The organism is uncultured Helicobacter sp. (genome assembly GCF_949282165.1).
Taxonomy (GTDB): Bacteria; Campylobacterota; Campylobacteria; order Campylobacterales; family Helicobacteraceae; genus Helicobacter_F.
Genome location: NZ_CASDOV010000004.1, coordinates 14007 through 35412, shown reverse-complemented (window position 1 = coordinate 35412; position 21406 = coordinate 14007). Strand labels below are relative to the sequence as shown.

The window sequence follows — 21406 nt, the reverse complement described above, 5'->3', positions numbered from 1 at the left end:
CCTTATCTAGCATTCTTACAAGGAGATAGATTTATGGCAAATGGCCCAAATTATATGCCATTTATGTATTTTTTGATGATGCCCTTTGCGTTTTTGGATTGGGAGAGCGCCAAAGTCGCCTTTGGGCTTTGCAATATCGCGCTTTTTGTCGCGACTATCGTTTTGCTCTATGGCGCGGGCGTGCCGAGGATTTTTTTGTGGCTTATGTCGGTTTTGGTGCTGCTGGGCTACACTTATGGCAATGTCATAGGCAATGCCCAAAGTGCCATCATCGTGGGCTTTGGCGTGAGTTTAGCCTATCGTTTTAGACACAAGCCTTGGGTTGTGGTTTTGGGACTGAGCCTCGTGTGTATCAAACATTCCTTTGCATTGCCTATCTTGCTTGGATTTTTTCTTTGTGGGTATTACAAAGAGGTTGTTGTTAGTGCGCTTGTGGCATTTGGGTTTGTCTGTTTGTTTGGGTTTAAGGTCGGTATTTCGCCTTTTGAAGTCTTGCGTCTCCTCTCTGAAGTCAATGCCTATCACTATATGCGTGAGGGTGCTTTTGGTGGTCCAAGTGATTTGATGAGTCTCTCCCAAAAGCTTTTTGGCACGCCATATTCTATGCTTTCACTAGTGATTGTGTGTGTCTATGTGAGTTTTGTGGTGTTAGTGTGGAGGCTAAAGCCTAGGGATAATCTCGTGATAGCAGGCTCTATCGTGCTTTCACTCCTTAGCTTGCCACATTTGGGATACGATCATTATATGCTTTTTGTTGCCATTTGCCTTGCGTCTGTGTCGCTTGGTGTTAGGAAGTTGTGCTATATGGTTGTGTTGGCACTCTTTTTATGGCGTGGGCAGAGCGTGTTTAAGCCCCTCTTTGATCGCTTCAATCCAGAGCTTAGCACGCATTGGGCGATGAATATGGGCGTGGTTTTTTGCGTGTTTGTTATCGCGGCGTTTTTGGTGGCAATGTATGTAATGATTTTAGAATCTAAGAGGCGCGCGGCGTGCTAGGGCGATACATTATTGTGGGTTGCTTGGCGACAGCGATTTTTTATCTCGTCGCAAACGCGCTCGCGCTTGTTTGCAACGCACATATCGCCACTTTTATGGGCAATCTCACAAGTTTTGTGTTTGGGTATTTTGCACAGATGAGATACGCCTTTGGCGTGCGCGCTAGACATAGCGTGATGCTGCCTAGATACCTCGCGCTGCTTTGCCTCATCTTTGCCTATGGGCAGCTCATCACGCTTGTGGGGCAGGGATTTTCGTATGTGCTTGTGAGTTTGTGTATCGCACTTAGTGTGCCGCTATTTTCCTACCCTCTGCAAAAATTTTGGGTGTTTAGAGAGGTAGAAGATTCTAAAACCACTCTCGGGGGGGGGGGGAATACACTCCTTAAAAGACAATACCTAGCCCATTTTTATCCACTTTTTTGCTTCATTTTTTATCACACATCTCTTTTTATCCGCCTTCTTAGCAAAAGCACTAGCGCATCGCCCCTGTCTGCGCGCGTTTATAGATTCTCACTCTTTATCCCCGCCACGCGATTACAGAATCTTCCTCGCTTTTTTGGCATTTCTTTCTTGTTTCAGATTCACATTCCACTTTATCTCACACACAAGGAGTTTTGATGGTAGTTTTTATCCCGCTTATTTTGTTCTCGGTATTGCTCAATGCTACCGCGCAGCTTTTGCTCAAAAAAGGTATGAGTAGCTTGGGCGAGCTAAGTTTGAGTTTAGAGTTTGTTCTGCGCGGTGTGCTAAACCCCTACATCATCGGCGGTATGGGCGTGTATGCAGTGAGTATAGTCTCGTGGCTCATCGTGCTAGCCAAAGTCAATGTCAGCGTCGCTTATCCCTTTCTTAGCATAGGGTTTGTGTTTTCTGCGGTGGTGGCGTATTTTGCCTTTGGCGAGCCGCTAGGGGGGCTAAAAATCCTCGGAATCGCGCTTATATGCCTAGGGCTTGTGTGCCTCACGATGGCGAAAGGATAGGCTATGCGCTATATCGTGATTGGTGGCAGTGGGTTTGTGGGCGTTTATACCATTAGAGCGATTTTAGATTCTATCGCTGCTAATGGCGGTATAGAATCTAGCATTACAGAATCTAGCGCGCCCCAAGTGGTGTGCCTAGATTTGCACAAATCTAAGGATTTGCCAAGTGAGGTGGAGTTTATACAGTGTGATATTACTCAGGGTTGCCCTGTGGAGTTTGTGTCTGAAGATATCGTGATACATCTCGCCGCTAGAGCCTATGCGCCCAAGCCACCCACGAGGGATTTGGAGCACTATTTTAGGGAAGTCAATGTGCGCGGGACGCATAATGTCCTAGAGGCAATGCTCGCGTGTGGGTGCAAAAATCTCATCTACTTTAGCACCGATATGGTGTATGGCAAGCCCCAATATTTGCCCGTGGATTCCCGCCATCAGCGCAAGCCATTTGGGTGGTATGGGCGTAGCAAGGTAGAGTCTGAATCCCTCATCTTTGCTGCGCGAGAGCGAGGGCTAAATGCCACGATTTTCCGCCCGCGTATCATCGTGGGAGCTGGGCGATATGGGATTTTAACCAAGCTCTTTGCGCTCGTGCGCCACTCCCTGCCTGTGCCGATGATTGGCAGTGGCAGGAATTGCTACCAGATGATAAGCGTGCGGGATTGTGCGCGGGCTATTGTGTGCGCGATTGCCAAAAGGATTCCAAACGCCGAGCTAAACCTAGGTTCGCACAATCCCCCAAGCATTAGAGAGCTTTTGGGCACGCTTATTACGCACGCAGGATCTCGCTCTATCCTCGTGCCCACCTATGCGCGCGGGGTTAAGGCGCTCCTAGCTCTTTTAGAATCTCTTGGCGCACCGCTAATGTATAGGGAGCAGTATATGATAGCTGATGAGCAATACATCGTGGATATAGCGCGCACTATGGAGCTTTTGGAGTGGCAGCCAAGGGAGAGCGATAGTGATATGCTGCTTGAGGCGTATGAGGAGTATGTGCGCAACCTTAAGCCCTAAGCCCTGCGTCAATTGGGAGGTGCTATAATGGCATTCTATTTTCACACAAGGAGTTTTTATGGGTTTTGGCACGCATTCACTAGATACATTACGCAAGATAGGAAGGGGCTATGTCCTCCCCACACAGGAGATTAAGAATCTTTTAGATAGCTATGTGCGATGGGAGGATTTGGAGTGTGTGCTAGATTTTGGGGCTGGCACATTGTTTTGGAGCGAGTTTTTTGCTAAGAGGCTAAGCCAAGTCCGGGGGGGGGGTAATTGCAATGGATTCTCTTTATAAGACTTACAAGCCAACTCCCACATACCCAAATATCACTTGCCTTGCGGATTTATCCTCCCTGCGATTTGGCGACGCGACGCAATCCGCCCAAGGCGCACAATCCCTAGATTCATATTCCCACGCTAACCTTCTCTTCTTTGCTAGCGATGTGCTCCATCACTTAGATTCTCAGTCGTGGCAGGGCATTTTGCACACGATCGCCCCGCACGCGCGCTATATCGTGATAAAGGATATCGACGCCATGCACCGCTTTGGGAATTTCGCCAATGCAATGCACGATTTGCTTATAAACGGCGAGCGCGTGCGCAGTATCTATCCCAAAGTTTTAAGCGCGGAGTTAGAGGCACTAGGCTTTGGGGTGCAGTATTTCTACCTGCCCAAGCTTTGGTATCCGCACTTTTTGCTCATCGCCACTAAAAGCGGGGCTTGATGGGGTAGTGCTAGCTTTTGGCTAGATTTTATCTCTAGCGTCCCCTAGCTCTTAGCAATCGCGCTAAGGGCTGCTAGGCAGGATTGTATCTCCTCGTGTGTGTTAAACACCCCAGCACTTAGGCGCACGCTCCCACCCTGTGCGAAACTGCCTAAGATTCTATGCGTGGCGGGATTGCAATGCAATCCTGCGCGCACGCAGATCCCAAACTCCCTATCAAGCCTCATCGCCACTTCTGAGATACTTTTGTTTTCAAAACTTAGTGAAAGCGTGGCGTTTGCGGGATTTGCTACTTTATAGAATCTCACGCCCTTAATGTCCTGTAAGCCCTCCGTGAGGTGCGCGCGTAAATCTAGCTCGTGGGCGTGAATCTCGCGCACGCCCTTAGATTCTATCCACTCTAATCCCGCGCAAAGCCCGGCAATTCCGTGCATATTTGGCGTGCCACTCTCAAACCTATCGGGCAAAAACAAGGGCTGAATCTCCTCCTCGCTCGCGCTGCCCGTGCCTCCATAGATGAGTGGCTCTAGCTCTTTAAACGCCACACTATCGCCCACTAGCAACGCCCCCACGCCCATAGGCGACAAAAGCCCCTTGTGCGCGCTAAGAGCTAGAAAATCCACTTGTTCCATCACATTGCGCATATCCACGCACCCCACGCTTTGCGCGCCATCGAGCAAAAACGCCACGCCCTCATTGCGTGCTAGTGCGCTAAGCTCCTCTAGGGGGATCATCGCCCCGCTGACATTATTAATATGCGCGCAGGCTAGGAGCTTCGCGCCCTTTAGCAATTCCCTAGCAGATTCCAAATCAAGCGTGCCATCTTGCGCGCAGGGAATCTGTCTAATCTCAAGGTTTAGGCGTGTTTTGAGCGCATTAAGTGGGCGCATCAGCGCGTTGTGCTCCATTTGCGTGGTAACCACGACATCATTTGCGCGCAAAAAGCCTTGCAAAAGCGTGTTTATCGCCATTGTCGCGTTGTGCGTGAAAAACACCCTTTTGCAATCCTCTAAGCCCAGCAAATCCGCCAAACCCCGCCGTGCTTGATACAAAATCCGCCCAGATTCTATAGAGAGGGCGTGCGCACTGCGCCCAGGGCTTGCCCCCACGCTTTCCATAAACGCACACACCGCCTCTTTCACGCCCGGGGCTTTGGGGAAGCTTGTGGCGGCATTATCGAGATAGATTCTCACGCGCACTTGCCTTTACAGAGAGATGAGTGAGCTGCCCTCACGCACCCTTTGCCCCTCATAGCCATAATGGTGCGCATTGCGTGCGATCCCCACTCCTGCGCAATGCCTCCCACTCGCCCACAAAGCACTTCGTGTCTTTTTGCCTCTTGAGATTGTGTAGATTCAGTCTTGTTTGGTTGCATTTTGTCTCTTTTCTCGTGTAAGCCTCTCATTTGAGGGGCAAATCCCAATGAACGCCAATTTTTAGGCATAGTGTTTTAGGCTTTATGGGACAAAGCTACCCTAACAAAAACTTTATCCCCTCTATCACAAGCGTGCTTACCACCACGCCAAAAAGCACACAAAGGCTAAGTTGTCTCGGGTAAAAGTATGGATCTAGCATTTTTCTAGCCGTTCTATAGCCTGAAAGTAAAGCCCCGGTAAAGCCACCGCCGGGAAAGCCAAAGGCAGAGGCAAAATAAAGATTTTTCACACTTTTTGACTTAAAGCGACTTCTAGCAAAAAAGCCCTCTAAATCCTGATCCCAACCATAAGGCACGCCCTTTTTAGCCCTAGTGTAGCGTTCTATCGTCTTTGGCGTGGCAAATTCAGAATGTATGCAATGCTTCATAATGCCCGGGAAAAATGCCTCAAGCCTAGCTTCAAAAGCCTTTTTCGCACGCTCTTTTTTCGCCTTATACTCCTCTTTGCTTAGATTCTCCCACTCCTCACTACTACTTAAGGCAGTGATGACGCCAAAGTATCTATCCTCTCTAGCACTTAAGCCACTATCAATTTTAGAGTAATTCACAAATACAAAGCCCCTTTTTTCTAAATCCACAGCCAACATATCCTCACTATCTCTATCAAAAGGCTTGTCAAAATACTCCTTATCAATGCAAAAGGTTGAGTAGTCCATATCCTTAAATTTCTTGCTTAAATTCGTATCAAACACCATATACACAGAAAGTAAGGAGGTTTTGGCAGTAAAATTTTGCGTAGTTTTGTAATCCTTGCTAACATCAGTATCTAAAAGCTCCTCATAAACTATCCTAGGATCGCAGTTTGCCACTATCTTTTCAGCAAAAAGCTCTTGCACTCCCTTAGCCTTAGAATCAGAGTTCGTGTTATCTACAAAAGCCACACCCACAGCCTTTTTATCAGCAAGCAAGATTTTTTTCACATCACTTCTTGCCCTTACCTCGCCGCCATTTTCTTTGATGATTTCAGTTAAAGCATTTGAGAGACTTTGTGAGCCGCCTTTGATATACACGCCCTGATGATAGTAGTTTGCCTGTGCGATAGCGTGAAAATTCCAATTAAACTTCCACGCATCGTAGTGGTAATACGGCATATTGATATTTAAAATCTTCTTAAGCTTAGAATCCTTGATGAGCTTATCTAGCATATCACCCACTTTTCTTTGTCTAATGGCACTTAGAGTAAGGAAAAAAAGCGTATGCAAGGGTGCAAAGAAAAATTCCAAAAAGCCCATATCAAAGGGGAATTTATAGTTTAGCCTCGCTTGAAAATGTAGCTTTTTAAAGTATTTTTCTAAGCCCTTTTTTTCGTGCGGAAAATAGCTTATCAAAGCCTCTTTTGTGCTTTTATGCGGGATTAAAAAGTCTTGTGTTTTAGAATTTACCTCATCAAAATCCGCACCGCCGCTCTTAGAATTTAAACTAGAATCTAGCACTTTCACACTCCACGCACTAGGTAGATTTACAAGAGTAATTTTCTCAAAAAGTCCAAGTTTTTTAAAGACGGTGTGCTTCATATCGGTTTTTTCGCTGCCAAAGTCCATCTCGTGCAGTCCAGCATCTATTAGCATTCCCTTTCTTTTAAAGCAAGTCGCACAGCCTCCGATTAGCTCGTGTTGCTCTAGCACAAGCACTTTTTTACCATTTTTTGCCAAAGTCGCTCCGCATGATAAGCCCCCAAGCCCTGAACCAATGATGATAATATCATAATTTTGCTTATTCATTGCCTACTCCATTTTTGTATCAAGGCTTTGCACATCAAGCCTTTTATCCGCAAAGGGTTTTGCCTGCTCCTCGCTTAGCTTTTGCCACTCTAGCGTGGGACCAAAAAGCACATCGATTTTAATAGAAAGATTGTCGTTTTTTAAGCTGCTTTTGATGGGATAGATTTTGCCCTTATCAAAGCTATACATCCTGCCTACGCAAGTATCATCACTCTTGCAACTCATCTCTAAAAACACCGAGCCACGCACAGGGCGACTTTGTAAGGCTTTATTGGGATTCTTAGAATCTACATCCGTATTCACGCTTCCATCGCTTGCCGCAAAGCCCACGCCATAAAACCTGCCATTTTTCTCAAAAATTTCTGCCACGCTTCCCTTGCCTTTGTCGTCTTTGGGGAGGAGGTAGATCCCGCTTACTGCGGCATTGAGAGAAACCATACCTAAACAACCTGCCATTAACATTTTTAAAAACATAATACATCCTTTCTGTTTATAATGTGAAGTGAAACCCGTTAGGCTACCTTAAAATTCCTTAATCTTACAAGCAATCTTGTATGCCATAGAGCCCATTTGGCTTGGAGATGAGCCATTTGAGCGCGTTTATCGCACCTTTGACAAATGTCAGGCGGTTCGTGGCGTTGTGTGAGAGTTCTATATACTCGCCATCGAGGTAGAAGCCCACATTGTGCTTGCCCACCACATCGCCCCCGCGCACGCTCATCACGCCTATTTCCTCTCTGCTGCGCGCCCCTATGATGCCATCACGCCCGCTTATGCGCACCTTTTGGAGGTCTAGTCCTCTAGCCTCTGCGCAGACTTGTGCGAGCGTGAGTGCGGTGCCGCTGGGTGCGTCTTTTTTGTGCCTATGGTGGTATTCGACAATCTCGATATCGCTATCTTTGAGCGTTTTGGCAACAAGCGCAGAGATTTTAGCGAGGATTGCTACGCCCATACTCATATTGCTCGCATACAAAATCGGGCAGTGCTGAGCGAGTGTCTGAATCTGCGTAAAATCCTCTTGTGTAAGCCCCGTCGTGCCGATAACCATAGGCTTATACAGCCCTAGATTCTGTGCAGTGCGCACAAGCTCTAGACTGCCTTCTTTTGAAGAGAAGTCAATCACGCACGCACACGATCGCAAAAACTCCTCAACACTGCCTGCCACGGGCAGATCGCGAGCGCGCAGCTCCTGCATACCATCGCGCGCATACACGCTGCTAAGCTCCATATCGTTATCGCTTTGTGTCTCCTGCACAAGCAGCGTCCCCATACGCCCACTCGCTCCAAAAATCCCAACCTGTGTCATAAACACCTCCTTTAAATAATTCCCTCACTCATCTAGCGACAAAACGCAGAATCTATGATTGGTTACTGATAGCCTCGCTTTGTGCCGCGGCAATGAGGGGGTTTATCACCAAATCGAGATTACCCGAGAGCATAATCTCCTCTAGGGAATACAGCGTGAGATTGATACGATGATCGCTTAGGCGGTTTTGGGGGTAGTTGTAGGTGCGTATGCGCTCGCTCCTATCGCCACTGCCCACTTGGTTTTTGCGCGCGGCGGCGTTTTGGTCTAGCTGCTCTTGGAGCCGGGCTTCGTAGATTCTAGCTTGGAGGATTTTCATCGCCTTGTCTTTGTTTTTGTGCTGGGATTTTTCATCTTGCATCGATACGCTAATGCCCGTGGGTATGTGCGTGATACGCACGGCTGAATCTGTGGTATTGACACTCTGCCCGCCGTGCCCGCCCGCGCGGAAGACTTCGATTTTTAAATCACTTGGATTGATATGGACTTGCACATCATCGACTTCGGGCATAATCGCCACCGTGATGGCAGAAGTGTGTATGCGCCCTTGGGATTCTGTCTCGGGGACTCTCTGCACCCTGTGCGTGCCGCCCTCAAACTTGAGCTTAGAATACGCGCCCTTACCCTTAATAAGCGCAATGACTTCCTTATACCCCCCGACATTATTCTCGCTTGAGCTGATGATTTCTACCTTCCATTTTTGCAAATCCGCATAGCGACAATACGCCTTAAACAAATCGCCCACAAAGATCCCCGCCTCATCGCCACCTGTCCCGGCGCGCAATTCTAGATAAATATTTTTGTCATCATTAGGATCTTTGGGGATAAGGAGGATTTTTATCTCTTCTTGTATCTCTTTTGAGCGCACCTCGAGATCTTTTAACTCATCTTTGGCGAGCTCGCCTAGCTCTTTGTCCTCTAGGAGCTGCTTGTTTTGCTCTATTTGCTCCAAAATCGCTAGATACTCGCGCGCCTTTTGCACGAGAGATTCCATATCGCTTTGTTCTTTGCTAAGGGTTTTTAGCTTTGTGATGTCATTTAGAATCTCTTGGGTTTGTAGGAGGGCAGTGATCTCATCATAGCGTGCGATGATGGGCTCGAGTTTATCAACTAGCATTTTTATTCTTTAAAATTCTGTGATTTTGTATCAATCTACGCCTGTGCTACGCCTAAGGTGTGGGCATAGCACAGGCATACTAAAAATTTTTAAGCACTTTGGGCGATTTTTTTGACACTTGCATTTAGTCGTGATACTTTTCTTGAGGCTGTATTTTTTTTCAAAATCCCCTTACTCACGAGCTTGTGAATCTCTCTATTAGCCACCTTTAGGCATTCTTGGGCTTTTGTTATATCTTTAGATTCTACTGCTTCGCGGAGGGATCGCACCATATTTTTGAGCTTGGTTTTGTAGTAGCGGTTGCGCTCTGTCCTAGTTTTAGTCTGTCTAATGCGTTTTTGTGCCGATTTGTGATTTGCCATGGGTTCGTTAATCCTTTTATAAAAAAATTTAGGGCAGAATTTTGCCAAAATTTTTTTTAAAGAGAGTTTAAGCCTTAGAATCCACTGAGATTCTATAAATCCCAATGAACCAATGCAAGGAGCGAGTAATGAGCCAAGAGAAAAAAGCTAAGGATAAGAGACAAAAGATTTTTGGCACCGATGGTATGCGTGGCAAGGCGGGGCGTTTCCTCACACCGTATTCTGTGATTAGGCTGGGTGCGAGTGCGGGGATTTATTTCCAGCAGAGAGCTAAGGCAGTCCATAGTAAGCGGATTTTGGTGGGCAAGGACACGCGCCGCAGTGGCTATATGGTAGAAAACGCGCTCGTCTCAAGCCTCACTTCGGTGGGCTATGATGTGATCCAAATCGGTCCGATGCCCACTCCGGCTATTGCGTTTTTGACAGAGGATATGCGCTGCGATGCGGGGATTATGATCAGTGCGAGCCACAATCCCTTTGATGACAATGGGATAAAGTTTTTTAACCATCTAGGTTACAAGCTCGATGAGGATTCTGAAAAGTGCATAGAGGACAACTACTACGACAAAGAGCTGCTTAGCACCTCGCTAAAAACTGGCTATGAGATAGGGAGCTCAAAGCGTATCGATGATGTCGTGGGACGCTATATCGTGCATATCAAAAATTCTTTTCCCAAGCACCTGACGCTGCAAGGTATGAGAATCGTGTGTGATTGTGCCAATGGCTCGGCTTACAAAGTCGCACCGACGATTTTTAGGGAGCTGGGTGCCGATGCCATTATGATAAACGACAAGCCAAATGGATATAACATAAACGATCAATGTGGCGCGATGCACCCCCAAATCCTCGCCCAAGAAGTCAAAAAATATCGTGCTGATATAGGATTCGCACTCGATGGCGATGCCGATAGGCTCGTGGTGGTAGATGATGAGGGTGAAGTCGTGGATGGCGACAAGCTCATCGGTGCGCTCGCTCTCTACCAAAAGCAAAGTAGCACCCTAAGGGGCGATAAAATCGTGGCGACGCTGATGAGCAACCTCGCGCTAGAGGAATTTCTAAAAAGCCACAACATAGGCTTAGAGCGTTGCAATGTGGGCGATAAATATGTCATAGAATCTATGCAAAAATATGGGCTAAACTTCGGCGGGGAGAATAGCGGGCACATTATCTTTGGGGATTATGCCAAGACGGGCGATGGGCTAGTCTCTGCGCTGCAGGTGCTCGCCTATCTCAAGCAAAGTGGCAAAAAATCCTCCCTCGCGCTCAATCCCTTCAAACTCTATCCAAGCGAGATGATAAATCTCAATGTCTCCCAAAAGCTCCCGCTAGAGGAGATTGCGGGGCTTAAGGCTATGCTAGATTCTATCAGCAAATCTGGCAATCGCCATCTCGTGCGCTACTCTGGCACAGAAAACAAGCTTAGAATCTTAGTAGAGGGCAAGAGTGCTAAGAGTGTAAAAACGCAGATTCAAGAGCTCGCAAACTTCCTTACCCAAAAGCTAGGCTAATGCACACAGATCCCATATCTCGAGTGTTTTGCGCGCCTCGCACGCCCCGCGCAAAGCTCCTTGTGATGCTCCTTGTAGCGTGCGTAGTCTTTGGGCTTGATCAGTGGTTAAAGATCCTCTTTTTGCAAGGGCTTAGCTGGGATTGTAGCGTGCTTACGCTTGGTGGCAGGGCGCTGGTGTATAACGATGGCGTGGCGTTTTCGATGTTTGCGTTTTTGGGCGCGTATCTCAAATACATTCAGGTGGCTATGCTGCTTTTGCTCTTTGGGTTTGTGCTCTATGGGGGGCTTTTGCAGAGGCATTATGCGGCGTTTGGGCTCATCTTTGGCGCGGGTGCGAGCAATGTGCTAGATAGATTCATACACGGGGGCGTGGTGGATTATGTGTTTTGGCACTATGGCTTTGAGTTTGCGATTTTTAACTTTGCTGATGTGATGATTGATGTGGGTGTGGTGCTGCTGGTGTGGCAGATGTGGAGATCGCGGAGGTAAAACTCCACAAGCACCACCGCAACGACTAGTTTTGTTTGCGTTGGTAAGCTTATAGAATCCACAACGCCAAAAAATCCTAGCGAGGCTTTGCTAAATTCAAATAATAGTGCGTGCGCAAGCGCAAGCCGAGCGCAATTGCAAAAATGGCAGAAACTAAAGATTCTAAATCTTTAGTTTCTGCTCGGTATTGCGCTATCGCGCACATTATTTATATTTGGCAAAGCCTCGCTAGGATTTTTTGGCGTTGTGGATTCTATAAGCTGTTTAGATTCTGAATCTGTTGGGGTAGATTCTAAAATAGCTTTGGATTCTGTGTGGGCTGAACTCCTAAATCTAACCCCACACGCAAAGCCTCATAGAATCTAACTCTTAGCGCTTACAAAAACCCAAAAGCTAGATTCTATCAAGCCTGCGTCATTAGCACGATACAACAAAATAAGCTCCAATCTCCAAATTCTATCCCACTACCAAGCTTTTTAAATGCTTAGAACCTAAAAGCGTATTTGGTAATTGTTTTTTTTGTAAATTGCGCGGCACACCAACACAAGGAGAGCATATGGGCTTTGGTATGGGGCTAAAGAGAAAGTTGCGCAAGCTAAATCTCCCTAGGAGGGGACTTAATTTCTTGCACCATCATCTAGCGATGCAGCATAATATTTTGCGCTGCAAGCAAGAATTGTGGCTGCAGAGTATCCTAAATACTCCAAAATATCAGGATACAAAGAGACTTGAGCGATTTGGCTACAAGGTGTATAGCCAAAACGATGAGGATGGAATCTTGGCTGAGATTTTTAGGCGCATTGGGGCGAAAAATCGCTTTTTTATAGAATTTGGCGTGCAGGATGGGCTAGAGTGCAACTCGCATTTTTTGCTGCTGCAGGGCTGGAGCGGCGTGTTTATCGAGGGGAGTGCGGAGTATTGCAAAGAGATTAGGAAGAATTTCCAAACCCCGCTAGCGCAAGGGCGGCTCACGCTCTTAAATGAATTTATCACCGCAGAAAATATCAATGATTTGTTTGCTCGCACGGGGGCGGTTAGGATTGGGGATATTGATTTGCTCTCTATTGATATAGATGGGAATGATTACCATATCTTTAAGGCAGTTAAAGCCATCAGTCCGCGCGTGATTGTCGTAGAGATGAATGCGAAGTTCCCACCGCCGATGGAGTGGGTTATGCTATACAATCCCTCGCATATGTGGAATGGCACGGATAAGCACGGCGCGTCGTTAGAATCCCTCACAAAGCTTGGCAAAGATAAGGGATATAGGCTCGTGGCTACGGGTATCAATGGGGTGAATGCGTTTTTTGTGCGGGAGGATTTGTGCGGGGATAGATTCCCTAAGGATTGCTCGGCGGCTAATCTCTATAATGCCCACCCTATCACGATATTTGCTAGAGGACATCGCAATGTAAAATATCTAGAAAATGCCTGCCTGCAGGAAAATCTACAAGGCTAGCAAAGTTGCCCAATCTCTAGGCTAATGCGAGAAGATTTGGGCACACAAGGCGTAGAGAATCTAAAATATGAGGGGAGATAAAAGGGCGCAGGCTTTGCTGCCTGCCCTTGTCTGTGGGGATTAGTGGTGCTCTAGGTATGCGATAGCCTGCAGTGCTGCAGTAGCACCATCGCCCGCGGCACACACGACTTGCTTAGGGGCTTGCACGCGCACATCACCCGCGGCAAAGAGCCCGGGTATGTTGGTTTTCATCGAGAGATCGACTTTGATACTATTCCACTCATCGCACTCACAGAGCATAGTGCCATCGGGCTGCCTCAAAATCTGTGTATTGACATCATAGCCCACAAACACAAAAACCCCAAACACTGCCAAATCGCGCACTTCCCCGCTTTTAGTATCCTTGATACTCACACCCGTTACGCCGCTATTATCGCCCTTGATTTCCTCAATCACTGCGGGCGTGATGATCTCAATCTTAGGATTACTTTTCACATGCTCGATTGTCACAGGTGCAGCGCGGAAGCCATCGCGTCTGTGGATGAGGTAGATTTTGTTGCAGATTCTAGAGAGATAGATCGCCTCTTCTAGTGCGGTATCGCCCCCGCCGAGTACTGCCACATCTTTGCCTTTATAAAAAAATCCATCGCAAGTGGCGCAAGTGCTCACGCCTCTGCCCCAAAATGCGTCCTCACCCTTCACGCCAGAGCGTTTTGGACGCCCACCCGCTGCGAAAATCACGGCTCTAGATTCTGTAATCTTGCCATCGGCGTGCGTGATGACAAACACATCGCCCTTTTTGCTTATCATACTAACCTCTGTCATCTCGTGCTTGAGCCCAAACCTAAAGCACTGCTCCTGCCAAGGCTCCATAAAGTCTAGTCCGCTTTTGATTTCCTTCACACCCGGATAGTTTTCTATCTCGCTGCTTCCTGTGATTTGTCCGCCCGGCATACCCTTTTCAAACAGCACGACATCTTTCACACCGCCCCTTGTTGCGTATAATCCCGCGCTAAGTCCAGCAGGACCACCACCAATAATTGCTAAATCAATCATTTTTGCTCCTTTGTATTAAAATATGCGAGGGATTATAAGATAGCGCATTAAACAAACGATAATTTTTATTATTTATTACCCAAAATTACCAAAGCTGAAACTCTGTCTTTGTGTTTTTATACAAGCTACGCGATCTGCCCCCTATGTCGTATTCGACTGCGAAGCCATACTTCACGCTTGCTGCGCCGGATTTGCGGATTTTTGCTCCCTCATAAGTCTTTTGTGGCACGCTCAATGCCCCCACGGAAGCCCCCACCTTTGGCGCGAGCTTTTTATTCATACCCACCTCACTCACCAAATCCCCATCGACATAAAGCGCGACATAAGTGACTGTGATAAACTCCTCTGTTTTGTTAGTGATATTTAGGCTCACACTTCCCTTGCCTAGGTTAAAGGCATTGGCACGCAGCGTGATATCGCCATTTTCAATACTCACCGCGGGCATCGTCCTATTGGCAAGCACTACGCGCGCTGGCGTATCCCCGCGCTTATTCTCAGCATACATATCCGCACCATTAGATAGCAGGAGGTTTATCATCGCAGTGTTTTTTTTGAGAACTGCATAGTGCAGGGGCGTGTTGCCTAGGTGCTCATCAGCCACATTGACTTTAGCCCCCTTGCGTATGAGTTCACTCGCCATCTTTACATTGCCTAGTGCCACGACTTTGAGCAGTGCCGTCTCGCCGTGGCATACGGCATTGACATCTGCGCCGCGCTCTATGAGTAGCCCTACGATCTCGAGGTTGCCTTTGCGCGCGGCGTCATACAGAGGCGTGCTCCCGCGCAGCCTCGCCTCCACATCAGCCCCTAGTGAGATTCCCTTGCGCACCTCGGTGTAGTTGTTGCTAAAAAGCATAGCATTGTAGCGATCGTTTGCGCCCATACCCACGTTCACAAGCCCCATACACAGACACAGAATCCGCCATAGCCTAGCCATCATCTCTCCTTTAGGTGTTTGTTTGCAAGCCTTGAGATTGTCTCAAAAACTTCATCAAAATCCACGCCATAGGTGCGTGCGTTCGCCACAGAAGTCATAAAGTTGGTATCGCCCACATATCGCGGGACAAAATGGATATGGATATGCTCTGGTATCCCCGCGCCCCCAGCTTTTTTGACATTCATACCCATATTTATCCCGCTCGCACCATATTCGTATAAAATCCCAAAGGCTTTTTGGCTTAGATTCTGTATATGCGCCCAAGTCTTAGAATCTAAGAGCTCTGGGGAGTCGCAATGCGCGTGGGGGATGAGCATAAAATGCCCGGGAGTGTAGGGGAAGCGATTCATCACGCCAAAGCAGAAGTCATCGCGGTAGAATACGCGGTTTTGTGTATCAGAATCTGGCGCGGAGCTGATAGCACAAAACACACAAGAGCTCTCCTGTGAGCCGAAGTATTCTTTGCGCCACGGGGCGTAGATGGTGTGCATCACTCTCCTTTAGATGAAGTTGGGGGCGTCATTGCTAAAGAGGATCAAATCCCCGGGCAGCGTGCAGGATTTGAGCATACTCTCTAGGGATTCTTTGCTGTGGAGAATGATTTTTTGCGCGCGCGAGATGTTTTGAGAGAAGACTTTGGCATTGAGCGTGCCGGTAATAATCACGATATCAAAGACTTCATCAAAATATTTGGCAAGCTCTGCGTTAGATTCTATGTTGCTCTCGATTATGCCCGGGGTTACCACTACCTTGCGCCCCTCATACAGAGAGGCGAGGCGCGCTGCCTCAAACATACCTTTAAAGTTGCCATTGAAGCTATCATCAAGGATTAGCTTTTGGTTTGTGAGAATCTTCTGCAAGCGGTGTGGCACGGGCTCGAATTTGCTCACGCTGTGTTGGATATCACTCATACGCATACCAAGCTCTAGTGCCATACTCACCGCAGCAGCGATGTTGGCGACATTAAAGGCTCCTAGAATCTGTGTGCTAAAGGCATACCACTGCCCCTTATACTCTAGCTCAAAGCTCGTGCCCTCCAGCGTGGCGTTGATATTCCTACAACCCGTGGGATAAAAGCTAAGCAGCTTTGCCTTTTTAGAATCTAAGTCTTTTGGGAGGGTGTTTTGCTCAAACACAAAAGCCTTCTTTAGGCGCGATGAGTTGAGAATCTCAAACTTGGTGTTGGTGATGTTTTCTAGGGTTTTGAAGTATTCTAGGTGCTGCGCACCCACCTCGCCAATCACGGCGTATTGTGGGTGCAAAAACTGCACGATTTCATCGATATCGCCCTTTAGTCGCGCTCCGGCTTCTGCGATGTAAATATCAGCGGTGTAGTCGAGATTTTCATTGATATCAGCTACGATACCCGTGAGCGTATTGACACTGCGCGGCGTGGCATAGACGCTAAAATGCGCGCTTAGAATCTGAAAGAGAAAGTTTTTGATACTTGTTTTGCCAAAGCTCGCGGTGATGGCGATGATTTTTAGGCGACTCATTATCTCGAGCTTGTCTTTGGCGATTTGCTTGTATTGCTTGAGCAGCACGCGCTCATAGAGATTGGAGATAACTACTGCAAAGAGCAGGGGCAGAATATGCACAAAGGGATTAGAAGTCTCAAACAAAATCCCCAAGCCCTCATCAAGCAGCACGAAAATAAAGCATAGCACAAAAAACCGCTGCACGCGTTTGGTAACCTTGAGCGGCTTATCCTGCTTTAGTCTCCAGAGCACAAGTGCTATGAGTAGCAGCACTGCTACCACCATCACATATTCTTTGAGTTCTAGAATCTGCAAGGCGATAGAAAGCACCAAGGGCAGGAGAAAAAACCATATATGCCACATAAATTTGTGGTGCATAAAAACGACGCGATAAAAGCTATAGTTATACCACTGCAAAAGCGTGATGAGGTAATACGCGAGTTCAAAGCTTAGCAAAAATCTCGCGACAATGCCGATAAAATCCTCTATATTCATTCTCTCTCACTTCTGTATTATTTCAAAATCACAAACCCACTAAACTCGCGCGGCGCGATTTTTTGGGATTGTATATGCACCACATCGGAGCGTTCTGGACCGCTATGGAGGTATTGCATAAACACTTCGAGCACTTTTTGTTCCCCTTGTGCGTAGATTTCCACACTACCATCTTCGAGATTGCGCGTGCTTCCGAGGATTCCGAGTTTGTCGGCGTGGTATTTGGCAAATTTCCGATACCCCACGCCCTGCACCTTCCCAAAAACCAAAATATAATGCGTTTGCATTTAGCCTCCTTGTGTGCTTTTGTGATAGAGAGATTCTATAAGCTTAGCTTGTTTGAGAAAAAAATAATGATCCCCTTCAAGGGGGAAAAATTGGCTTCTAGGCAGCAGCGAGGCGATCATCTCCCCGCTGCTAAGGGGCGTGGCACTATCGTCCTTGCCCCAAAAGACAAAGGCTTGCGCCCGGCATTGCTTAAAAGATTGGCTAAAGTCCTCATCAACCACATTTTTAAATGTCTGATACATCGCTTCGTTGAGATTGTGCGCGTCTTGAGCGCGCAAAAATTTTGCCCCAATCCCGAGTTTTTTGCAAAGCTTTGCTAGGAGGATTTTGGCGCGCACCTTGAGGGGTTTGGGCGTGAGGATTCCTGCGCTGCTTAGGAGGATTAGCTGCTCTTTTGCAAGCAGAGTGGCTACCTTGCCCCCAAAGGAATGCCCCACCATAATAAACTCCTGTGAATCTAGCTCGCTAAAATGCGTGCGTATGTAGCTAAGCAAAGATTCTAGAATCTGTGCATAATCGTGGGTGTGCAGAATCTGCTCATTGGCACTTGCTCCAAAGCCGGGCAAATCGATATAAAGATGCACATATTCCCCAAAGCTCTGCCCAAAAGCGATTTTCATCAGCTCCTTGTTGCTCCCCCATCCGTGCAAAAACACAAGCACCCCGCGGGGGCTTGGAATGCTTAGGTTGTGGAGATCATAGCTGATGGGGAATGCGCTGCCTTGGTAGTGAATGCGTGCTAATGCCATCGCGCTATTTGCCCTTGGCTCTTTGAATCTGCTCTATGTATTTGTAGCTTGGCTTTATGCGCTTACTTGAGGGGAGATTCTCACTTAGGGCTTGGAGAGTGCTTGGGAAATTTTCAAACAAATAATGCGCGCCAGAGCCGGGAATGGGATTAATCTCGTTGAGATACACGCGATTATCAATCACAAAAAAATCACATCGTATGAGCGCGCCCTCAAACGCATCGGCATAGATTTTTTTGAAATTTTCCTCAATCTCTCGCTCAAGCTCGCTAGAGATATCCGCCCGCAAAACCTGCTCGGTGCGCGCAAAATCCAAATACTTATCCTCAAAGTTCAAAAACTGCTTTTTGCGTGGCTCTTCAATGAGGGAAAATATCCACTCATTACCGACTTTGCAGCCTGCGAGATTGTATTCTTTGACATCTTGGATAAATGGCTCAATAAGCACGCGCGTATCGTATTCAAACGCGCTATCAAGCCCATAGCGCAGCTCACTCTCATTTGTCGCCACGCTCACGCCAAGTGAGCTGCCAAGCCTTGTGGGCTTGATAATCACGGGGTAGGGGATAGTGAGGTGTGGTGTTTGGTTTTGTGTGAGGATTTGGGATTGGAGTGTGAGCACGCCCCTTTGGGCTGCAAAGAGCTTGGTGAGGGCTTTGTCAAAGCTTAGCACACAAGCCTGCACGCGCGGCGCGATATAGGGGATAGCAAAAAACTCACACAGCGCGCTTAAGACGCCATCCTCGCCATCAGCCCCGTGTATGAGGCTATAGAGAATGCCCGTTTTGAGAATCTTTGGTTTGTTAAATACGCCTTGTGGGTGGTAAAATCCGCCATTGCCTACAAAAAGCTCTTTGGCTTTTGTTTTATACAAGCCTTTGGCAAAAAATGAGGACTTCATCTCGGTATGAGAAATGAGCCAAAATCGATGCTCGCCGTCTAAAAAAATATAATGCTCTATGTGCGCCCCAAGTGTTTTTTTAATCGCCACCGCACTCACGATACTAATCTCGTGTTCATAACTCGCCCCACCAAAGATTATGCTAATACCCATCACATTCCTTTGCTACGATTTAGGGGCTAGATTGTAGCTTGAAATAACTAAAAAGATTATTATGTGCGCTTTTTGAGAAGGTTTTTGCCAAGGGCGATGGAGGGCTTTTCTATATACTTGTGCAAGAGATAGGCAAACGCCACCACCACACAGAGATTTAGCACAAGATAGAGGTTTGCGATAAGGGGATTACCAAAATCGACATAGAGCTTTTCATCAAGGCGCACCATCTCCCAATAGCCGTATTTGGCAAGTAGGCTCATCGCCGCTTTGATAATGCTGATAACAAAGTAGTGTGAAATGTAAATGCTATATGAGAGGGTGCCAAAGAAGAGGAAAAATCTAGATTCTAACAAAGAGGCGACTGCCCCCCCCCCAATTACCCTTCTATGCTGATACGAGCTAAACCCAAAGACAAAGACTAACGCGCCAAAGACAAAAACCGCGTATTGCGCGTGGTTGTGAGCAATGATATACGCGCTTAAGATGATGAGGAGAATCTCCAAAGTCGTGAGGAGGAGGGGCGGGATTGTTCTAAGCTTGCAAAGTGCAAAAAGCCAATACACCAACACCCCGCTACAAAAATACAAGACTCCAGAGAGACTCTCACTCCTCAAAAATCCCAAAAGATGAAAATACGCCAAACTCGCACAGAGCAAAAACACCCCATAGCGCGTGAATCTAGGCACAAACATCAAGATTCCAAAGAAAATATAGAGATACCACTCCACGCTCAGACTCCAAGCGGGGTTGTTAAACGAGAGCGGATAAGTCCAGGGCAGCCAAGACTGCAAAAGCAAGATATTTGGCACAATCTGATCTAAGCCCCTATCCTCGCTAAAAGGAATGTTTTTAAAAAACAATCCAAATTTATAATACAGCACATAATTCAGGCACTCTAGGGCTAGAAAACACGCAAGCATTATGTAATAAAGCGGCAAGATTCTAAAACTTCGCGCAATCATAAAATCTTTGAATCTAAAGGAGCTTTTGTCATACACATACGCGATCACAAAGCCACTAAGCACAAAGAAAAATGGCACAAACAGATGGGAATATCTAAAAAACTCCCACTCGCTCACCGCAGAGACAATGTAGAGGTGGTAGATCACTACGCTAAGAGCCGCAATCCCTCGGAAGCTATCTAACGCCCCTAAATGCGCGTTTTTGTCTGCCATATCGCCCTCTATGCGCTATATCGGAAACACACGGATACTAGAATCTAAGTTCTCCTGCAGGACAGATTCTATGGCATACAGCGTGCCAGTCGCTCCACTCGCACAGCCACTACACGCCCCAAGATAGCGGATATACACATCGATATGCCCATCACTAGAATCCTTAATATCCAAAATCTCCATATTCCCGCCATCCATCATTAGCATTGGGCGCACCTGCGCATCAATCACAGAATCTACCGCCTTTACTTTTTGCACCATCGTCATATCTTTAAACGCTAGCGCGCCACTCGCACTCTTTGCGACATTTTCTTTGAGAGCCTCGCGCTCCATCTCAGAGCGCACATCAGCGAGAATATCCACGAGATAATACTCGCGCTTCTCGTGCCCTCCGGGCTTCACACAGCTTTTGCAAAACGCCCCAGCCTTGGTGTAGTTGGTGATCTCTTCTACGCTTTTTAAGTCATTAAGCTTTATCACTTCCTTGATAGTCGAGAGGCTCACGCGCGCGCACTCACACACGATTATCTCATCTTCAAAATCCTCCGCATCTTTGCCTAGATACATTCCCGCAGCCTTTTTTATCACATCATACGCCATTACCGAGCAGTGCATTTTTTGCCCCGGGACCGCGGGCGTATCGGGATCATCGCGCAGTGCGTGCTCCACATCGAGATTGGTGATTTTTACCGCGTCCTGCACCTTTTTGCCAAGGCAGAGCTCCACCATCATATCGCTACTTGCTATTGCCGTCCCGCAGCCAAAGCTCTTAAACTTCGCATCAATAATCACATCATTAGAATCTACGAGCCAATACAGCCGCACCGCATCGCCACAAGATTCCGCGCCATAATCCGCTACGATGAGTTTAGCTCCCTTTGCGTCTGCGTCTTTTTGCGTCAATACACCCAAATGCGTGGGGTTGTCCATTCTTTCACTAACTTTTTTGCTATATGCGTCCCAGAGCGCACCACCGAGTAAGTCATTTTTTGCCATATTTCTTCCTTAAAATGTTATGAGATTTAGCGTTCTATCCCTGTGATAGATTTGCTTAGCTTTAGGGTAGCTCCGCG

Annotated in this window: 25 protein-coding genes; 9 read left to right on the top strand and 16 right to left on the bottom strand. The window is 47.2% G+C overall.

Annotated features, from left to right (window positions below; all coding sequences use genetic code 11):
• The first annotated feature begins 33 nt into the window (after window positions 1–33).
• The 5 genes from ACH2BK_RS03435 to ACH2BK_RS03415 are packed head-to-tail and all read left to right on the top strand — an operon-like array spanning window position 34 to window position 3269.
• Window positions 34–996, top strand: coding sequence for a glycosyltransferase family 87 protein (locus tag ACH2BK_RS03435; RefSeq protein ID WP_395002105.1), 963 nt, complete (start codon window positions 34–36; stop codon window positions 994–996).
• A complete protein-coding gene (locus ACH2BK_RS03430) occupies window positions 990–1616 on the top strand; it encodes a GtrA family protein (RefSeq protein ID WP_395002104.1) in 627 nt (208 codons plus the stop codon). Before ACH2BK_RS03435 ends, ACH2BK_RS03430 begins: the two co-directional genes overlap by 7 nt.
• The gene (locus tag ACH2BK_RS03425) at window positions 1616–1978 is read left to right on the top strand and encodes a transporter (protein ID WP_395002103.1); all 363 of its coding nucleotides are present in this window, start codon (window positions 1616–1618) and stop codon (window positions 1976–1978) included. Before ACH2BK_RS03430 ends, ACH2BK_RS03425 begins: the two co-directional genes overlap by 1 nt.
• A gap of 3 nt (window positions 1979–1981) precedes the next feature.
• Window positions 1982–2989 (top strand): NAD-dependent epimerase/dehydratase family protein, encoded by a 1008-nt coding sequence (locus ACH2BK_RS03420; RefSeq protein ID WP_395002102.1) that lies wholly within the window; start codon window positions 1982–1984, stop codon window positions 2987–2989.
• A gap of 58 nt (window positions 2990–3047) precedes the next feature.
• Window positions 3048–3269, top strand: coding sequence for a hypothetical protein (locus ACH2BK_RS03415; protein WP_395002101.1), 222 nt, complete (start codon window positions 3048–3050; stop codon window positions 3267–3269).
• A gap of 140 nt (window positions 3270–3409) precedes the next feature.
• Here the strand turns inward: ACH2BK_RS03415 and ACH2BK_RS03410 are convergent, their stop codons facing one another.
• Window positions 3410–3541, bottom strand: a complete 132-nt coding sequence (locus tag ACH2BK_RS03410) for an aspartyl/asparaginyl beta-hydroxylase domain-containing protein (protein ID WP_394994880.1) — start codon at window positions 3539–3541, stop codon at window positions 3410–3412.
• On the opposite strand from ACH2BK_RS03410, the gene ACH2BK_RS03405 reads away from it, so the two are divergent.
• Window positions 3541–3699: a hypothetical protein gene (locus ACH2BK_RS03405; protein ID WP_395002100.1), complete on the top strand. Its 159-nt coding sequence runs from the start codon at window positions 3541–3543 to the stop codon at window positions 3697–3699. The two genes, ACH2BK_RS03410 and ACH2BK_RS03405, sit on opposite strands and share 1 nt — an antisense overlap.
• Window positions 3700–3743: 44 nt before the next feature.
• Here ACH2BK_RS03405 and ACH2BK_RS03400 read toward each other — a convergent pair whose 3' ends face one another.
• The 6 genes from ACH2BK_RS03400 to rpsT form a co-directional block, all read right to left on the bottom strand.
• Window positions 3744–4892, bottom strand: a complete 1149-nt coding sequence (locus tag ACH2BK_RS03400) for an aminotransferase class V-fold PLP-dependent enzyme (protein WP_395002099.1) — start codon at window positions 4890–4892, stop codon at window positions 3744–3746.
• A gap of 277 nt (window positions 4893–5169) precedes the next feature.
• A complete protein-coding gene (locus ACH2BK_RS03395) occupies window positions 5170–6855 on the bottom strand; it encodes a phytoene desaturase family protein (protein ID WP_395002098.1) in 1686 nt (561 codons plus the stop codon).
• Between the two features lie 3 nt (window positions 6856–6858).
• The gene (locus ACH2BK_RS03390) at window positions 6859–7329 is read right to left on the bottom strand and encodes a DUF2147 domain-containing protein (RefSeq protein ID WP_395002097.1); all 471 of its coding nucleotides are present in this window, start codon (window positions 7327–7329) and stop codon (window positions 6859–6861) included.
• A 64-nt stretch (window positions 7330–7393) separates the two neighbouring features.
• A complete protein-coding gene (dapB, locus tag ACH2BK_RS03385; RefSeq protein WP_395002096.1) occupies window positions 7394–8161 on the bottom strand; it encodes a 4-hydroxy-tetrahydrodipicolinate reductase in 768 nt (255 codons plus the stop codon).
• Window positions 8162–8213: 52 nt separating this feature from the next.
• On the bottom strand, window positions 8214–9284 hold the full coding sequence (gene prfA / locus ACH2BK_RS03380; RefSeq protein WP_395002185.1) for a peptide chain release factor 1: 1071 nt from the start codon (window positions 9282–9284) through the stop codon (window positions 8214–8216).
• An 83-nt stretch (window positions 9285–9367) separates the two neighbouring features.
• Entirely contained in the window at window positions 9368–9640 is a 273-nt protein-coding gene (gene rpsT, locus ACH2BK_RS03375) for a 30S ribosomal protein S20 (RefSeq protein ID WP_394994863.1), read from the bottom strand.
• Between the two features lie 128 nt (window positions 9641–9768).
• Here rpsT and glmM point away from each other — a divergent pair, with 128 nt between their 5' ends.
• The 3 genes from glmM to ACH2BK_RS03360 all read left to right on the top strand — a co-directional run bounded on the left by glmM (window position 9769) and on the right by ACH2BK_RS03360 (window position 13098).
• On the top strand, window positions 9769–11148 hold the full coding sequence (gene glmM, locus ACH2BK_RS03370) for a phosphoglucosamine mutase (RefSeq protein ID WP_394994861.1): 1380 nt from the start codon (window positions 9769–9771) through the stop codon (window positions 11146–11148).
• Window positions 11148–11639 (top strand): signal peptidase II, encoded by a 492-nt coding sequence (gene lspA / locus ACH2BK_RS03365; RefSeq protein WP_395002095.1) that lies wholly within the window; start codon window positions 11148–11150, stop codon window positions 11637–11639. Before glmM ends, lspA begins: the two co-directional genes overlap by 1 nt.
• 556 nt (window positions 11640–12195) lie before the next feature.
• Window positions 12196–13098: an FkbM family methyltransferase gene (locus ACH2BK_RS03360; protein WP_395002094.1), complete on the top strand. Its 903-nt coding sequence runs from the start codon at window positions 12196–12198 to the stop codon at window positions 13096–13098.
• A 120-nt stretch (window positions 13099–13218) separates the two neighbouring features.
• On the opposite strand, the gene trxB is transcribed toward ACH2BK_RS03360, so the two are convergent.
• The 9 genes from trxB to ACH2BK_RS03315 form a co-directional block, all read right to left on the bottom strand.
• Window positions 13219–14154: a thioredoxin-disulfide reductase gene (gene trxB, locus ACH2BK_RS03355; RefSeq protein ID WP_394994849.1), complete on the bottom strand. Its 936-nt coding sequence runs from the start codon at window positions 14152–14154 to the stop codon at window positions 13219–13221.
• Between the two features lie 85 nt (window positions 14155–14239).
• Window positions 14240–15091 (bottom strand): ankyrin repeat domain-containing protein, encoded by an 852-nt coding sequence (locus ACH2BK_RS03350; protein ID WP_395002093.1) that lies wholly within the window; start codon window positions 15089–15091, stop codon window positions 14240–14242.
• On the bottom strand, window positions 15091–15582 hold the full coding sequence (locus ACH2BK_RS03345; protein ID WP_394994844.1) for an HIT family protein: 492 nt from the start codon (window positions 15580–15582) through the stop codon (window positions 15091–15093). The genes ACH2BK_RS03350 and ACH2BK_RS03345 overlap by 1 nt, the downstream gene beginning before the upstream one ends.
• Window positions 15583–15591: 9 nt before the next feature.
• Entirely contained in the window at window positions 15592–17064 is a 1473-nt protein-coding gene (locus tag ACH2BK_RS03340) for a Mur ligase family protein (RefSeq protein WP_395002091.1), read from the bottom strand.
• A gap of 17 nt (window positions 17065–17081) precedes the next feature.
• Window positions 17082–17351, bottom strand: a complete 270-nt coding sequence (locus tag ACH2BK_RS03335) for an acylphosphatase (protein ID WP_394994838.1) — start codon at window positions 17349–17351, stop codon at window positions 17082–17084.
• Window positions 17352–18101, bottom strand: coding sequence for an alpha/beta fold hydrolase (locus ACH2BK_RS03330; RefSeq protein WP_395002090.1), 750 nt, complete (start codon window positions 18099–18101; stop codon window positions 17352–17354).
• 4 nt (window positions 18102–18105) lie between these two features.
• Window positions 18106–19155, bottom strand: coding sequence for a D-alanine--D-alanine ligase (locus ACH2BK_RS03325; protein ID WP_395002089.1), 1050 nt, complete (start codon window positions 19153–19155; stop codon window positions 18106–18108).
• 59 nt (window positions 19156–19214) lie between these two features.
• A complete protein-coding gene (locus ACH2BK_RS03320) occupies window positions 19215–20333 on the bottom strand; it encodes an acyltransferase family protein (RefSeq protein WP_395002088.1) in 1119 nt (372 codons plus the stop codon).
• A gap of 15 nt (window positions 20334–20348) precedes the next feature.
• Window positions 20349–21329, bottom strand: a complete 981-nt coding sequence (locus ACH2BK_RS03315; RefSeq protein ID WP_394994823.1) for an iron-sulfur cluster assembly scaffold protein — start codon at window positions 21327–21329, stop codon at window positions 20349–20351.
• Between the last annotated feature and the right edge of the window lie 77 nt (window positions 21330–21406).

Coding starts and splice junctions, on each gene's coding strand:
- ACH2BK_RS03435 (WP_395002105.1), top strand. CDS start 34: ATGGCAAATGGCCCAAATTATATGCCATTTATGTATTTTTTGATGATG.
- ACH2BK_RS03425 (WP_395002103.1), top strand. CDS start 1,616: ATGGTAGTTTTTATCCCGCTTATTTTGTTCTCGGTATTGCTCAATGCT.
- ACH2BK_RS03420 (WP_395002102.1), top strand. CDS start 1,982: ATGCGCTATATCGTGATTGGTGGCAGTGGGTTTGTGGGCGTTTATACC.
- ACH2BK_RS03415 (WP_395002101.1), top strand. CDS start 3,048: ATGGGTTTTGGCACGCATTCACTAGATACATTACGCAAGATAGGAAGG.
- ACH2BK_RS03405 (WP_395002100.1), top strand. CDS start 3,541: ATGCACGATTTGCTTATAAACGGCGAGCGCGTGCGCAGTATCTATCCC.
- ACH2BK_RS03395 (WP_395002098.1), bottom strand. CDS start 6,855: ATGAATAAGCAAAATTATGATATTATCATCATTGGTTCAGGGCTTGGG.
- ACH2BK_RS03390 (WP_395002097.1), bottom strand. CDS start 7,329: ATGTTTTTAAAAATGTTAATGGCAGGTTGTTTAGGTATGGTTTCTCTC.
- dapB (WP_395002096.1), bottom strand. CDS start 8,161: ATGACACAGGTTGGGATTTTTGGAGCGAGTGGGCGTATGGGGACGCTG.
- rpsT (WP_394994863.1), bottom strand. CDS start 9,640: ATGGCAAATCACAAATCGGCACAAAAACGCATTAGACAGACTAAAACT.
- glmM (WP_394994861.1), top strand. CDS start 9,769: ATGAGCCAAGAGAAAAAAGCTAAGGATAAGAGACAAAAGATTTTTGGC.
- lspA (WP_395002095.1), top strand. CDS start 11,148: ATGCACACAGATCCCATATCTCGAGTGTTTTGCGCGCCTCGCACGCCC.
- ACH2BK_RS03360 (WP_395002094.1), top strand. CDS start 12,196: ATGGGCTTTGGTATGGGGCTAAAGAGAAAGTTGCGCAAGCTAAATCTC.
- trxB (WP_394994849.1), bottom strand. CDS start 14,154: ATGATTGATTTAGCAATTATTGGTGGTGGTCCTGCTGGACTTAGCGCG.
- ACH2BK_RS03350 (WP_395002093.1), bottom strand. CDS start 15,091: ATGGCTAGGCTATGGCGGATTCTGTGTCTGTGTATGGGGCTTGTGAAC.
- ACH2BK_RS03345 (WP_394994844.1), bottom strand. CDS start 15,582: ATGCACACCATCTACGCCCCGTGGCGCAAAGAATACTTCGGCTCACAG.
- ACH2BK_RS03340 (WP_395002091.1), bottom strand. CDS start 17,064: ATGAATATAGAGGATTTTATCGGCATTGTCGCGAGATTTTTGCTAAGC.
- ACH2BK_RS03335 (WP_394994838.1), bottom strand. CDS start 17,351: ATGCAAACGCATTATATTTTGGTTTTTGGGAAGGTGCAGGGCGTGGGG.
- ACH2BK_RS03330 (WP_395002090.1), bottom strand. CDS start 18,101: ATGGCATTAGCACGCATTCACTACCAAGGCAGCGCATTCCCCATCAGC.
- ACH2BK_RS03325 (WP_395002089.1), bottom strand. CDS start 19,155: ATGGGTATTAGCATAATCTTTGGTGGGGCGAGTTATGAACACGAGATT.
- ACH2BK_RS03320 (WP_395002088.1), bottom strand. CDS start 20,333: ATGGCAGACAAAAACGCGCATTTAGGGGCGTTAGATAGCTTCCGAGGG.
- ACH2BK_RS03315 (WP_394994823.1), bottom strand. CDS start 21,329: ATGGCAAAAAATGACTTACTCGGTGGTGCGCTCTGGGACGCATATAGC.